At 43.3% G+C, this 14,262-nt stretch carries 10 protein-coding genes and 4 tRNA genes; 5 read left to right on the top strand and 9 right to left on the bottom strand.

The annotated features are described in order from the left end of the window. Window positions 1–54: 54 nt before the first annotated feature. From GWK51_RS09570 to GWK51_RS09555, 4 genes are all read left to right on the top strand, one after another. Entirely contained in the window at window positions 55–1,119 is a 1,065-nt protein-coding gene (locus tag GWK51_RS09570; RefSeq protein WP_161933525.1) for a microcin C ABC transporter permease YejB, read from the top strand. Then, complete coding sequence (locus GWK51_RS09565; protein ID WP_161933524.1) at window positions 1,119–2,129, top strand: ABC transporter permease; 1,011 nt, start codon at window positions 1,119–1,121, stop codon at window positions 2,127–2,129. The genes GWK51_RS09570 and GWK51_RS09565 overlap by 1 nt, the downstream gene beginning before the upstream one ends. Next, window positions 2,107–3,699: a dipeptide ABC transporter ATP-binding protein gene (locus GWK51_RS09560; RefSeq protein ID WP_161933523.1), complete on the top strand. Its 1,593-nt coding sequence runs from the start codon at window positions 2,107–2,109 to the stop codon at window positions 3,697–3,699. The genes GWK51_RS09565 and GWK51_RS09560 overlap by 23 nt, the downstream gene beginning before the upstream one ends. A 98-nt stretch (window positions 3,700–3,797) precedes the next feature. Further along, window positions 3,798–5,042, top strand: coding sequence for an NADH:flavin oxidoreductase/NADH oxidase family protein (locus tag GWK51_RS09555; RefSeq protein WP_161933522.1), 1,245 nt, complete (start codon window positions 3,798–3,800; stop codon window positions 5,040–5,042). A gap of 831 nt (window positions 5,043–5,873) precedes the next feature. Here GWK51_RS09555 and GWK51_RS09550 read toward each other — a convergent pair. The 9 genes from GWK51_RS09550 to argG form a co-directional block, all read right to left on the bottom strand. Further along, window positions 5,874–5,949, bottom strand: a tRNA-Glu gene (locus GWK51_RS09550). A 42-nt stretch (window positions 5,950–5,991) separates the two neighbouring features. Further along, window positions 5,992–6,067 (bottom strand) — tRNA-Glu (locus GWK51_RS09545). 244 nt (window positions 6,068–6,311) lie between these two features. Next, a complete protein-coding gene (locus GWK51_RS09540) occupies window positions 6,312–7,739 on the bottom strand; it encodes an amino acid permease (RefSeq protein ID WP_142768090.1) in 1,428 nt (475 codons plus the stop codon). A 111-nt stretch (window positions 7,740–7,850) separates the two neighbouring features. Beyond that, window positions 7,851–7,926: transfer RNA gene (locus tag GWK51_RS09535), tRNA-Glu, on the bottom strand. 436 nt (window positions 7,927–8,362) lie between these two features. Beyond that, the gene (locus GWK51_RS16475; protein WP_171479112.1) at window positions 8,363–8,515 is read right to left on the bottom strand and encodes a hypothetical protein; all 153 of its coding nucleotides are present in this window, start codon (window positions 8,513–8,515) and stop codon (window positions 8,363–8,365) included. Window positions 8,516–8,617: 102 nt separating this feature from the next. Then, a tRNA-Glu gene (locus tag GWK51_RS09530) sits at window positions 8,618–8,693 on the bottom strand. Window positions 8,694–8,713: 20 nt separating this feature from the next. Then, window positions 8,714–9,373: a ribonuclease T gene (rnt, locus tag GWK51_RS09525; RefSeq protein WP_161933521.1), complete on the bottom strand. Its 660-nt coding sequence runs from the start codon at window positions 9,371–9,373 to the stop codon at window positions 8,714–8,716. Further along, entirely contained in the window at window positions 9,358–10,392 is a 1,035-nt protein-coding gene (gene pyrC / locus GWK51_RS09520) for a dihydroorotase (protein WP_161933520.1), read from the bottom strand. Before pyrC ends, rnt begins: the two co-directional genes overlap by 16 nt. A gap of 265 nt (window positions 10,393–10,657) precedes the next feature. Then, window positions 10,658–11,998 carry an argininosuccinate synthase gene (gene argG, locus GWK51_RS09515; RefSeq protein ID WP_100241453.1) on the bottom strand — a complete coding sequence of 447 codons (1,341 nt, stop codon included), beginning with the start codon at window positions 11,996–11,998 and terminating at the stop codon, window positions 10,658–10,660. A gap of 566 nt (window positions 11,999–12,564) precedes the next feature. Between argG and lldP the strand changes: the two genes are divergently transcribed. Continuing rightward, on the top strand, window positions 12,565–14,238 hold the full coding sequence (lldP, locus tag GWK51_RS09510) for an L-lactate permease (RefSeq protein WP_171334050.1): 1,674 nt from the start codon (window positions 12,565–12,567) through the stop codon (window positions 14,236–14,238). The last annotated feature ends 24 nt before the right edge of the window (window positions 14,239–14,262 follow it).

Genomic DNA, 14,262 nt, shown 5'->3' with positions numbered 1-14,262 from the left:
TTTTAAGTGATACCTGTCAGACGTTTAAATCATGCAAAAAATAAGGATACGCAATTGGGTACGTATATTCTAAAAAGGCTATTCCTGATTATTCCGACCTTATTTTTAATTTTATGCATTAACTTTGCCGTGATTCAGATTGCCCCGGGTGGACCTGTTGAGCGTGCCATTCAACAAGCCGAATCTTTTCAACGCTTGCAAGCGGTTAAAGCGGGTATTGCACCTGAAAGTAGCAATTATCAAGGGGCCAAGGGACTTAGTGAAGACATGCTTCGGCAAATTGAAGCGCAGTATGGTTTTGATCAACCGGCTTATATCCGTTTTGCTGTCATGCTGAAAAACTATCTGAGTCTCAATTTCGGTACCAGTTTTTTTAAAGATAAGCCTGTGACTCAATTAATTTGGGAAAAAATGCCCGTCTCAATTTCGCTGGGGCTCTGGAGTAGCTTGCTGATTTACCTAATCGCGATTCCATTGGGAATTCGAAAAGCCAAACAACATGGCATGCTATTTGATAAAACCACCTCACTGATCTTGGCGATGGGTTATGCCGTGCCTGCCTTTGTTTTTGCCATTTTACTGATCGTGTTCTTTGCGGGTGGTAGTTATTTTCAGTGGTTTCCATTACAAGGGCTCGTTTCGGATAATTTTCAGCAACTCAGTCTTCTGGCAAAAATCCGTGACTATTTCTGGCACTTAAGCCTGCCAATCTTGGCGATGGTGTTGGGTGGCTTTGCCAGTCTGGCATATTTAACCAAATATTCATTTTTGGAAGAGCTGAATAAGCCTTATGTCTGGGCTGCACGTGCCAAAGGATTGAGCGAATCTCAAGTCCAGTATAGGCATGTGTTTCGTAATGCCATCTTGGTGATTATGGCGGGTTTACCCGAAGCCTTGCTCGGCATTTTCTTTGTCGGTAATTTATTTATTGAGATTGTCTTCAATCTGGATGGCTTGGGCTTATTGGGTTTTGAGGCGATTATTCAGCGCGATTATCCCGTCATCTTCGGTACATTATTTATCTTTACCTTATTGGGTTTAATCCTGCGTTTAATCTGTGATGTGCTGTATCAATGCATTGATCCACGGATTGATTTTGAATCACGAGGTACGCACTAATGTCCCCGATGATTCAAGCACGGCTACAGCGCTTTCGACAAAACCGTTTGGGATATTTCTGCTTTATTTTATTCAGCCTGATTTTTGTGTTGTCTTTGGGTGCCAACCTGATTGCCAATGAAAAGCCATTGCTGGTGAAGTATCAGCAAGCTTTGTATTTTCCTGTTTTTAAGGCTTATCCCGAAACTACCTTTGGCGGGGTATTTGAATCAGAAGCGGACTATAAAGATCCAGTGGTACAGCAATTGATTGACGATCATGGCTGGGCCATTTGGCCTGTGATTCGTTATGCGGCACAAACGCCTAATTTGGATTTGGCCGTGCCTGTTCCTTCTGCGCCAACTGCACAAAATTGGCTAGGCACGGATGATCAGGGGCGGGATGTGTTCGCCCGAATTTTATATGCCTTACGTGTTTCCCTGTTATTTGGTTTTGCCTTGACCGTGTTATCGGCCGTCATCGGGATCTTTGTTGGAGCGATACAGGGTTATTATGGCGGTTGGATCGACTTGATCGGACAGCGAATACTGGAAGTCTGGGGTGGTTTACCCATGCTGTTTATGGTGATGATTCTGGTCAGTATTTTTACCCCGAGCGTGTACTGGTTATTTTTAATCATGCTGTTTTTTGGCTGGACCACCTTAGTCAATCTAGTTCGAGCAGAATTTTTACGTGCTCGTAATCTAGATTATGTTCGAGCCGCGCGCGCTTTGGGTGTGTCCGATTCGCGAATTATGGTGCGGCATATTTTACCCAATGCCATCAGTTCCAGTTTGTCGCAATTGCCATTTATGCTAACGGCCAATATTACCGCTTTGGCTGCGTTGGACTTTCTCGGACTGGGGTTGCCTGCAGATACCGCTTCACTAGGTGAAGTTTTATTACAAGGCAAAAATAACTTAGATGCGCCGTGGTTGGCTTTGGCAGGTTTCTTTACTTTGGCCATTGTGTTGTCACTGTTAATTTATATTGGGGAGGCGGCACGCGATGCATTCGATCCAAGACAATAATCAGGCGACCACTGTCGTTCTTGAGGTCAAGCAGCTTCAGATCCGACATGAACAGGTTACTTTGCTCGAGAATTTATCCTTTCAGTTACGTCAGGGGCAAACACTGGCTTTGGTGGGGGAAAGTGGTTCGGGTAAATCAATTACTTGTCTGGGATTGTTAGGCTTATTACCCCAAAGCCTGAACCGATCTGGCTCTGCAATCTATGCCGATGTTGATTTATTGAGCTGTCCAACACAGCAACTGCAAAGGATTCGTGGACATAAAATTGCCCTGATTTTCCAAGATCCGATGACTGCACTAAATCCTTTACATCAGGTGGAAAAAATTGTTGGAGAAGTCTTAATTTTACAAGGCTTATCCAAACAGCAGGTACGTCAAAAAGTGCTGCAGTTATTGCAAGATGTGGGCATCAACTCCCCCGAACACATGCTAAAGCGCTATCCGCATCAACTTTCGGGTGGGCAGCGACAACGGGTGATGATTGCCGCGGCTTTAGCGCTAGACCCTGAAATTTTGATTGCGGATGAACCGACCACCGCTTTGGATGTCACCCTGCAAATACAAATTCTGGATGTGTTAAAAACTTTGCAGCAGCAACGCAAGATGTCATTGATTTTGATTAGTCATGATTTGAATCTGGTCCGCCAGTATGCAGATGAAGTGATTGTGATGAATCAGGGGCGAGTCGAACAGCAAGGCACGACTGAGCAGGTCTTTCAATATCCAGTAACACCCTATACCTGTGAATTGATGAATCATGATTTTGGTCAAGCATTAGCACCTGTTCTGACCATGCCAGTACTGCAATTAGAACAGTTGTTGGTGCAGTATCCCATCAAGCAGGGTTGGTTAAATCGTGTCACGGGGCAGCACACTGCTGTTGCAATAGACCATCTGCAATTACAACAAGGCGAGTGTTTGGGCATAGTCGGAGAAAGTGGTTCGGGTAAAAGTTCAATGGCTTTGGCGATTGCACGCTTAATTCAGAGTCATGGGAAAATCTGGTTTCAACAGCAGAATTTAAATAGCTTGAATCAAAAACAATTACGTCCATTACGCGCAAACTTTCAGATGGTTTTTCAGGATCCATTTAGCAGTTTAAACCCACGTTTAACTGTGGAGCAGATTATTGCTGAAGGGCTAACGGTTAGGCAGCAACCAGAGCGTGAGGTTGCTGCCAAAGTGAGTCAGGCTTTGGCTGATGTTGAATTGGATGACAGTTTCAAGCAGCGTTATCCGCATGAGCTATCGGGTGGGCAACGGCAGCGGATCGCTTTGGCGCGAGCCTTGGTGTTACAGCCGCATTTGATAATTCTAGATGAGCCGACCTCATCCTTAGACCGCAGTACACAGCGGGCAATTGTGCAGCTCTTACGCCAGTTACAACAGCAGTATCAACTGAGCTATGTATTGATTAGCCATGATTTACATGTGGTACGTGCCATAGCGCAAAAAGTCTTGGTGCTGCGTGATGCGCAAGTGGTCGAGATGCAGACTGCAGAGGCATTATTTACCCATCCGCAAAGTCCCTATACGCAGCAACTGATTCAAGCAAGCCAGTACAGTTAAATTGGTAAAGTTGACAAAACAAATTGTCAAAAATGACTTGACCTCATAGCTAAACACTTTAGAGTAAAACCTCTAAATAAAAGAATGAGGAATACCCTATGAGCCACATTGCTGAGCCTTTACAGATTCGAAATACCACATTTAAAAATCGTATCATCAAAGGGGCAATGAGTGAGGCGCTAGCCAACCCCGCAGGGCAGCCGAATCATTTACATTTGGGCTTATATGAGGCTTGGGCAAAAGGTGGCTTGGGGTGTGCCATTACTGGCAATGTCATGGTCGATATCCGTGCCAAGAATGAACCGGGTGTAGTGGTGGTTGAATCTGAACGTGATCTTGAGCAATTGAGCCAATGGGCGAATTTGGGACAACACTATGGCATGGTGCAGTTGGTGCAATTGTCGCATCCCGGTCGACAATGTCCGAAAGGCTTGAATAAAGAAACGGTTGCGCCTTCGGCAGTCCCATTTAGTCCAATGTTGGCGACGACCTTTGGTACACCGCGAGCATTAACAGAAGACGAAATCTTGGAGATTATTCAACGTTTCGCGCGTTCAGCACAGATTTGTGAAAAAGCTGGATTTGAAGGGGTGCAATTGCACGGCGCGCATGGCTATCTGATTAGCCAGTTTTTGTCGCCTTTGACCAACAAGCGCCAAGATCAGTGGGGTGGTAGTATTGAAAATCGCATGCGCTTCCTGATGCAGATCTATCAAGCAGTACGTGCAGCAACTTCAGAGAATTTTATTATCTCGGTCAAGCTGAATTCAGCCGATTTTCAGCGTGGTGGTATTAGCGAAGAAGATGTGATTGCAGTATTTAAAGCGATGGATGCTGCAGGCATTGACTTGATTGAGATTTCTGGCGGTACCTATGAAGCACCTGCAATGGCTGGTGCCAAGGAAGACAAACGTAAAGCCAGCACTATTGCGCGAGAAGCCTATTTCCTCGATTTTGCCGAAAAGATTCGACAGCAAGTCGGTTGTCATCTGATGGTGACGGGTGGCTTCCGCACCGCTCAAGGCGTGAATGCTGCACTGGAAAGTGGAGCATGTGACTTTATTGGTATAGCACGTCCATTTGCGGTCGAAACGGATTTAGCGGATCGTTTGCTGGTTGGGCAAGATGTCCGTTATGCCGTGGATAAAATTAAAACGGGTATTCCAATGGTCGATAAAATGGCGATTATGGAAATTATTTGGTATGCCGCTCAATTTAAGTCGATTGCTCAAGGTAAACGACCAAACCCAAAACTATCCCCACTGAAAGTGTTCTTCCATTATGTGAAGGGCAATTTAAAAGCCGTGATTCAAGGGCAAATTAACTCGCGCAAGAGCGCATAGGATTCGTTTGCTACTGACCAGTACTGTTTGAAAATTGAGGCAGACCAGTCACCTTTTCATAAAGCGCGTTGAAAGGCTGGTCTGTCTTGAATCTGTTGTAAATAGTGATTGGTTGCAGGGTAATCTGCATAGCATGTAGCTAGATGGGTACACGCTTGTAATGCAAACTACAGCAAGATATCGGCAATGGTGAATTGAGAATCTGCAATCCATGTCTTTGCAGTGAGATGTTGGTGAATGCCCTGTATTTGTTGTTGCATCAAGGGGGGAAATAGCCTTGGTTAAAGCATATTGAACGCTAAGCGGAATAAAACGCTCAGGCCAGGGTGTGCCTAGGCTTAGTTGAGCAAAGATTTGCTTGAGCGCTAAATTGGGCATAAATGCGGCTTCTGCAAAGTTTTTCCAATAGTAGTCGTCTGCTAACGATGTGTTGTCTAAATCCATCGCAGTTAAACGCTGAGCGTGATGACTCAGCCATTCCGCAATGGCACTGGTTTCGGCTAAAAGCAGGGTTTGCTGATTTTCTATAATGGATGGTGAGAAATTTTGCTAAAGGATGAGTGTATTGTAATTGACGAGCTTGGGTGTCGAAAGCGTCTTGATCATTGACTAAACTGTAATTGAGTTCGAGTTCTTCTAAGAGCCATATAATTCATTGTGAGCGTGAATTTGGCTTGTGATAAAGTTGAATATCCATGTTCTGTGGACAATCACTTTTTTGAATCATGTTGTTTTTATCGTGCATCGTCAAAGCATAACGGATGCCACAGGCATAAAAAAACCTGAGTCATAATGCTCAGGCTTTTTTATGAGATGAAACATCTCGAAATATGGCGTCCCTACGGGGATTCGAACCCCGGTTACCGCCGTGAAAGGGCGATGTCCTAGGCCTCTAGACGATAGGGACTTAATGAGGCAGTTACTTCTGAAAACTAAACCATCTATTAAATGGCGTCCCTACGGGGATTCGAACCCCGGTTACCGCCGTGAAAGGGCGATGTCCTAGGCCTCTAGACGATAGGGACGTTTCAGAGGTGGGCGTATATTAGGGTGAATAGCGGGGTGTGTCAAACATTTTTCTGCAATAAAACTGAAAAAAACATGTGGGTGTTTAAAATTAAAACAAATTATTGAAATTTGACTAAATAATGTCCATTTTTCTCAAAAAGACAGGAAAGAATCATTATTTGGAGTTCAGCATGTGTCGGGATGCCATTGTTTTTTGATGGCTCAAAAAAAGAGCGATCTGAATCGCTCTTTTTCATGTGCTTATGCTTGAGGTGTTTTAGGGTGATAAAACACGTAGTAGCTGAGATAGCACAGAGCAATAAAGATTAAACAACCAATAAAGCCTGCCCACATTTCTGGGTCGGCTGCCATACTAATACAGGTGATGAAACAGAAGACAAAACCTAAAATCGGCACAATCGGGAACAGGGGTGCTGCAAAGCCAAGCTCTTTGGCTGTGCGCCCTTGTTTATACCATTGGCGGCGGAAATTGAACTGGCTTAAGCAAATACTCATCCATACCACGACCATCGTAAATGCTGCGACACCCAAAAGGTTTTTAAAGATGGTTTCAGGTGCAAATTGCTCCGACAATAAACCTGGAATCGCACCAAACATGGTGACAATAATCGCAACGGTTGGAATACCTTTGTGATTCACCTTTGAGAATACTGCGGGTAATTGCTTCTTGTCGGATAAAGCCCACATCATACGCGAAGCCGCATATAAACCTGAGTTTGCCGCTGAAAGTAATGCGGTAATAATTACAAAGCGAATGATGTCTTCTGCGTGTGGAATACCAATGTAGGTAAAGACTGTTACGAATGGACTGCTACTGACACCACTACCCCCTAAGCCTGCCATTTGATGTGGCAGAAGGGCACTAATCACCACAATTGTACCTACAAAGAAAATCAATAAGCGCCAAATCGCAGCATTGATGGCTTTGGGTACATTTTTCGCAGGATCTGCAGTTTCACCTGCTGCCACACCAATTAACTCTGTGCCTGAGAAGGCAAAGTTTACAATTAGCATGGTGGCAAAGATGGGGAAGAAGCCCTGTGGGAACCAACCCTCTGCAGTGAGGTTGCTAAACAAGGGGGCCGAGCTATACCCTTGGAATGACAACACACCAAAGATTGCCAAAAGACCCAAAATAATAAAACTGATGACCGTTACGACTTTAACCAGAGACAGCCAGAACTCTGATTCAGCAAATAGTCGGGTTGAACTCATGTTTAGGCCAAAAATAATGGCAGCAAAGATGAGCGTCCAAATCCAGACAGAAATATGTGGGAACCACTCCTGCATCAGCAATGCAGCGGCCGTGAATTCAGTGCCAAGCGTTGCTGTCCATGTCAGCCAGTATAGCCATGTAATCGTATAGCCTGTCCCTGGACCAATGTATTTTTGTGCATATGCGCCGAAAGAACCCGATACAGGCATGTGTACCGCCAGTTCTCCCAGACATAACATCACCATATAGGCAATTAATCCACCTAAAATATAAGCGATGATGGCACCTACAGGCCCCGTTTGTGCAATGACTTCACCCGAACCTAAAAATAGACCTGTTCCGATTGCACCACCAAGTGAAAGCATGACCAGATGTCGAGTACTCATAGCGCGTTTTAAAGGCGCAGAATTGCCCTGATGCATAGCATCATTCGGAGATTGAGATGACTGCATAAGAGAGAGAAAAAATAGAATGATGAAGCGCGCTATTGTAGTGCAAAACTACAAATCTGCAATGTAATAATAATGAATTGTGAGTCTTGAATGATCGTATGAAACGAAATATGGCGTCCCTACGGGGATTCGAACCCCGGTTACCGCCGTGAAAGGGCGATGTCCTAGGCCTCTAGACGATAGGGACGTTACGAGGTGATGCGTATATTATGTATTTTTTTCTTGACTGTCAAACAGGTTATTACAATATTTCGAAAAAATGGGTTTGTTTGTGTAAAAAATATCTTACTTGTCGAATTCAGCGCAATTTTTTACGTGCTAAGCGGATTGAACGTGCTTTTTCATCGTCTAGGTAGTCTTAAAAGTTTGAGTCAAATTTGTATCTATTACGTCAAGATTAGAGCCAAACGAATGTTTCTGAAATCATCTTGAGCTGGTTTATCCAGTTTTGGGTTTAAATTCAGATGAGAACAGGCAAGGCTGATGAGGGTGGATTGGAGGATCAGTGATTCAAAGGGTTTGGAAGAATGATATCGTTGAGAAAATGCATTGTTTTAGGGATTGTGGAACAAAGCGATTTATTCAAGTGATAAACCGCGGGATCCATCAATTGATGACCTGACTCAATGGTCTGGTGTTTGATGTGGATTGTGTACCGTCTCAGATGGAGGCGTTTGAGTGGTTGAAGATGCTTTTGGATCATCTTTCGATGCAATATACAAATAAATCGCTGATGGAGAAAGAATTAGTAAAACCAGTAAAATTTTCTTCAACATAGGTCAATCAGAATCGAAAAATAAAATTGCGAGTATACCTAATTCTAGCTGTGAGAATGAAGGTTGAATGTATCGATGTGAATTTTTGCGAGAGCAAATAGATGGCGTCCCTACGGGGATTCGAACCCCGGTTACCGCCGTGAAAGGGCGATGTCCTAGGCCTCTAGACGATAGGGACGTTTAGAAGATGGCGGTATCTTATTGATCCGCCATCAAAGTGTCAAGTAGGTGTGGAGTGAGTTTGTTCAAAATATAGCAAAACAGTTCTGCAGTCTTTTGTGTGTCATACAAAGCCGAGTGCGCTTCTTTGCCATCAAACTCGATTCCCGCTTGAATACAGGATTTGGCAAGGACAGTTTGACCAAAGGCAATTGCACTCAAAGTCACAGTGTCAAACACTGAGAAACTGTGAAACGGATTTTGATTTTTGGTACCAGTACGCGCAATCGCTGCTTGGACAAAACCTAAATCAAAATGTGCATTGTGACCGACTAAAATGGCATGGGTACAATTCTGTTGGCGACGAACTTCATTCACTGATTTAAAAATACGTTTCAGTGCTGATTTTTCATCTTCCGCCATCGCGACACGCATTGGGTTAAATGGATCAATGCCAATAAAGTCTAACGAACGACGATCTAGATTTGCACCTTCAAACGGATTGATATGTGCATGGTGAGCTTCGCCCGGAACGAATTTACCTTCATCATCATAAATAATTGGAATCGCTGCTATTTCTAACAGTGCGTCAGTTTGGGAATTAAAACCTGCGGTTTCGACATCGACCACCACAGGTAAAAATCCACGGAAACGCTGACCAATTACTGGTAGAGTTTCATTTGTCACACTTTTCTCCAATGGATGGTTTTACCTGCATAAAGCGGGATAATCTTGTCACCATCTAAATAATCAAAACTTTCAGGAATCACTTGATCTTCTTTTACCAGTGTAATGGTTTCGGTATTACGTGGAAGACCATAGAAGTCTGCACCAAAGTGGCTGGCAAAGCCTTCTAAGCGCTCGAGTTTGCCGACTTGGTCGAAGGCTTGAGCATAAAGTTCAATCGCGGTTGGTGCGCTATAACAACCTGCACAACCACAAGCATTTTCTTTGGCATTTTTTGAATGCGGTGCACTGTCTGTGCCTAAGAAGAATTTAGGATTGCCACTGGTTGCCACTTCCAACAGGGTTTGCTGGTGCGTTTGGCGTTTTAAAATGGGTAGGCAATAGAAGTGTGGCTTGATGCCGCCGACCAACATGTCATTACGGTTAAATAATAAATGTTGTGGAGTGATGGTTGCAGCAACATTGCGGTCTTGTTCTAAGACAAAATGCGCAGCTTCACTGGTGGTAATGTGTTCCAGCACCAATTTTAATTTCGGGAACTGTTTCAACAGCGGTGATAAAACTTCATCGAGGAAGCGTTTTTCACGGTCAAAAATATCCACATGATTATGGGTAACTTCACCATGTAACAATAACGGTACTTGGTGTTCTTCAAGTTGCTCAATTACAGCATAGACTTTGCGAATATCGCTGACGCCATTGTCCGAGTTGGTGGTTGCACCCGCTGGATAAAGTTTGATGGCATTCACGAATTCTGAATCTTTAATCTTTTTGACTTCGCTTGCAGGGGTCGTGTCAGTAAAGTACAGCACCATACGTGGGTCAAACGGGTTGCCCTCAGGTACATGCGCCATAATTCGTTCACGATACGCAAGCGCTTCTTCCACGGTTTTCACTGGTGGAACAAGATTTGGCATACAAATCGCACGCTTAAATTGCTTAGCTAAATCTGGAACAGTACGTTGCAGTGCAAGGCCATCACGTAAGTGGGCATGCCAATCGTCTGGCTGCAAAAGAGTAATCGTATTCAAGGCGATTTCGGACTAAAAAATAAAACAGATGATAATCTATATCAGCTTGCAATGCTAAGTCGAATTACAGATAAATGGCTTAATTCAGGTAAATATAGACGGCATTTTTATTGTTTTTCTGTGAGGAGTGAATCGAGAAAAAGAACCCTTCCTATGATTTGGCTTATTTTATCTGCGGTTCAGCATGGTATGAAACAAAACGGTATAAAAGCAAAAACCGCCAAGCTGTGGCGGTTTTTGCTTTAGGTATTCAGAAGCTGAAACCTTAGTTTTTGTCTTTCAATTGTGGTACAGCAGAACCCGCACCAATCGACAATAAACCCGAATTTGTATAGATACCGAGTTTCGCACGGGTATCAGTAATGTCGAGGTTACGCATGGTTAACTGACCAATACGATCCATTGGGGTAAACATTGAATCACCTTTCTCCATGGTTAAACGCTCAGCTTCATAAGTGAGGTTCGGAGATTCAGTGTTCATAATCGTATAATCATTACCACGACGTAATTCTAAAGTCACAGTACCTGTAATGGCTTTAGCAACCCAGCGTTGTGCAGTTTCACGTAGCATAAGTGCTTGTGAATCGAACCAACGACCTTGGTACAACAAACGACCTAAACGTAAACCGTTAATACGGTATTGTTCAATCGTGTCTTCGTTATGAATACCCGTCACTAAACGCTCGTAAGCAATATGAAGTAACGCCATACCTGGTGCTTCATAAATACCGCGAGATTTTGCTTCAATAATACGGTTTTCGATTTGGTCAGACATACCTAGACCATGACGACCACCAATACGGTTTGCTTCAAGAATGAAATCAACTGGATTTTCAAAACGTTGACCGTTGATTGCAACAGGGAAGCCTTCTTCAAAGGTGATTGAAACTTCTTCAGCTTCAATTTTTACGTCGTCTTTCCAGAATGCAACGCCCATGATTGGATCTACAATTTTGATACCCGCATTGAGGTATTCAAGATCTTTGGCTTCGTGAGTCGCACCCAACATGTTTGAGTCAGTTGAGTAAGCTTTCTCTTTCGACATTTTGTAGTCAAAACCATTGTCGATGAGGAACTGTGACATTTCTGCACGGCCGCCTAACTCATCAATAAAGGTTTGGTCTAACCAAGGTTTGTAAATTTTAAGCGCTGGGTTAGTCAACAAACCATAACGGTAGAAACGCTCAATGTCGTTACCTTTATAAGTTGAACCATCACCCCAGATGTTTACGTCATCTTCTTTCATTGCAGTTACAAGCATGGTACCTGTTACTGCACGACCCAATGGAGTCGTGTTGAAATATGGCATACCGCCAGTGCTGATATGGAATGCACCACACTGAATCGCTGCAATACCTTCAAGTGCAAGCTGTAAACGGCAGTCGACTAAACGTGCTTTTACCGCACCGTACGCTTCTGCTTTTTTAGGAATGGCATCGTAGTCATCTTCATCAGGCTGACCTAAGTTTGCCGTATATGCATAAGGCTCTGCGCCTTTTTGTTTCATCCACAATAAAGCAGCTGAAGTATCTAGACCACCAGAGAAGGCAATACCAACTTTTTTGCCAACTGGGACATTCTGCAAGATAGTTGCATTATCAGTCATTGTTAATCCTAACGATATAAATATAGGCACCGAGAATGGGTGGCCTGAAAGAATACATATTTTTGCGATTGTAGCACTTTTCTAGACGCTTGTTTTCGCAAAACAAAGTCAAAATAAAAAAAACAGTAAATTTTCTGAGAGATAAACGAGGATTTAAGTGATTAGAAGCAATATTTTGCTGCATGTTGGGCGTTTGTAATTCACATAAAAATCAGACAAGTGTTCGGAGGTCTGTATAAATGTGCAACAAATGAATCCATTCGACTAAAGTTGAATAAATAGCCAGTTTGGTTGAGTGGATTTAAAAAAAATAAATAAAAACAGGGACATTAAGTGGATTGCGTATTTTCTCTAAAAACAGAGGTTTTTATAAATTGATCAAATATATTGGTCTGACCAATGTATTTATTATGCTTTTTTATTGACCTGTTTTGGGTTTAAAACTACTATAATAATGCACACTGTGATTATTTTTTTACGCTTTTGGTTTATTGGTCTGACCAATTTGGTATTTTTACCTCAGGATGATCTGACCAACTCAAGGTTCTAGCAAGCATTTCAAGGAGATGACAATGCTTCAACATTGGCAACAAGTTTACGATCCTATTGGCAATATCTGGCTGTCCAGTTTAATTGCGCTTATTCCAATTATCTTTTTCTTTTTAGCGTTGGCGGTATTTCGCATGAAGGGCAGCGTGGCTGGGACAATTACCGTTGTTTTAGCCTTATTGGTGTCTTTATTTGCTTATCAAATGCCGACCATGATGGCATTTGCTTCTTTGGTTTATGGTTTCTTTTACGGCTTATGGCCAATCGCCTGGATTATTATCGGGGCGGTGTTCCTGTACAAAATTTCGGTGAAAACGGGTCAATTTGACATTATCCGTTCATCCATTCTGTCCATTACTGAAGATCAGCGCTTACAAATGCTGTTGGTGGGCTTTGCCTTTGGTACTTTCCTTGAAGGTGCAGCAGGCTTTGGTGCACCAGTCGCAATTACCGCGGCTTTATTGGTCGGGCTTGGCTTTAAACCCTTATATGCAGCGGGCTTGTGCTTAATTGTGAACACGGCTCCTGTTGCGTTTGGTGCCATGGGTATTCCAATTATTGTGGCGGGTCAAGTGTCTGGTGTAGATACGCACGAGATCAGCCAGATGGTGGGTCGCCAACTTCCGTTTATGGTGCCTATCGTATTGTTCTGGATTATGGCGATTATGGATGGCTGGCGCGGTGTTAAGGAAACTTGGCCTGCGGTATTGGTCGGTGGCGGTTCATTCGCATTGGCGCAATTCCTGACTTCAAACTATGTCGGTCCAGAATTACCAGACATTACTGCGGCAATTGCTTCTTTGGTGAGCTTGACCATTCTATTGAAATACTGGAAACCGAAACATATTTTCCGTTTCAAAGCTGAAGATATGCATATCGATGCGAATAGCTTGAATGCAGATCAACAGAAGAAATATTCAATTGGTCAAATTGCGAAGGCATGGTCTCCATTCATGGTCTTAACTGTAATGGTCACGATTTGGAGTATCAAACCGTTTAAGGATTTGTTCGCCAAAGATGGTGCATTACATGATCTTGTGATTTCAATTAAAGTGCCGTTCTTGCATCAAGTCGTGCAAAAAATGCCACCTGTGGTGCCTGAAATCAAAGACTATGATGCCATTTTCAAGTTTGACTGGCTGTCTGCGACAGGTACTGCAATCATGATTGCAGCAATCATCACCATCATTTATTTAAAAATGAAACCACGTGAAGCGGTAGTGACCTTTGGTGAAACCATCAATGAATTAAAAACCCCAATTTATTCAATTGGTATGGTGTTGGCATTTGCTTTTATTGCCAACTATTCAGGTATGTCTGCAACACTGGCATTGGCTTTGGCACATACTGGACATGCGTTTACCTTCTTCTCGCCATTCTTGGGCTGGATCGGGGTATTCTTGACGGGTTCAGATACTTCTGCGAATGCCTTGTTCAGTGCGCTACAAGCGACCACTGCACAACAAATTGGTGTACCAGAAGTGTTGTTGGTGGCTGCCAATACCAGCGGTGGTGTTACCGGTAAAATGATTTCCCCTCAATCTATTGCAATTGCCTGTGCGGCAGTGGGCTTAGTGGGTAAAGAATCTGATTTGTTCCGTTTTACAGTGAAACACAGTATCACTTTTACGGTAATGATCGGTATTATTATTACCTTACAAGCATATGTGTTCCCATGGATGATTCCATAACACCCGTAGATTGAAGGACAGCGG

Source organism: Acinetobacter kanungonis, assembly GCF_009939195.1.
Lineage (GTDB): Bacteria > Pseudomonadota > Gammaproteobacteria > Pseudomonadales > Moraxellaceae > Acinetobacter > Acinetobacter kanungonis.
This window is presented reverse-complemented; position numbering and strand designations above follow the sequence as displayed.

Coding starts and splice junctions, on each gene's coding strand:
- GWK51_RS09565 (WP_161933524.1), top strand. CDS start 1,119: ATGTCCCCGATGATTCAAGCACGGCTACAGCGCTTTCGACAAAACCGT.
- GWK51_RS09540 (WP_142768090.1), bottom strand. CDS start 7,739: ATGCAGTCATCTCAATCTCCGAATGATGCTATGCATCAGGGCAATTCT.
- GWK51_RS16475 (WP_171479112.1), bottom strand. CDS start 8,515: ATGTTGAAGAAAATTTTACTGGTTTTACTAATTCTTTCTCCATCAGCG.
- GWK51_RS09560 (WP_161933523.1), top strand. CDS start 2,107: ATGCATTCGATCCAAGACAATAATCAGGCGACCACTGTCGTTCTTGAG.
- lldP (WP_171334050.1), top strand. CDS start 12,565: ATGACAATGCTTCAACATTGGCAACAAGTTTACGATCCTATTGGCAAT.
- GWK51_RS09555 (WP_161933522.1), top strand. CDS start 3,798: ATGAGCCACATTGCTGAGCCTTTACAGATTCGAAATACCACATTTAAA.
- argG (WP_100241453.1), bottom strand. CDS start 11,998: ATGACTGATAATGCAACTATCTTGCAGAATGTCCCAGTTGGCAAAAAA.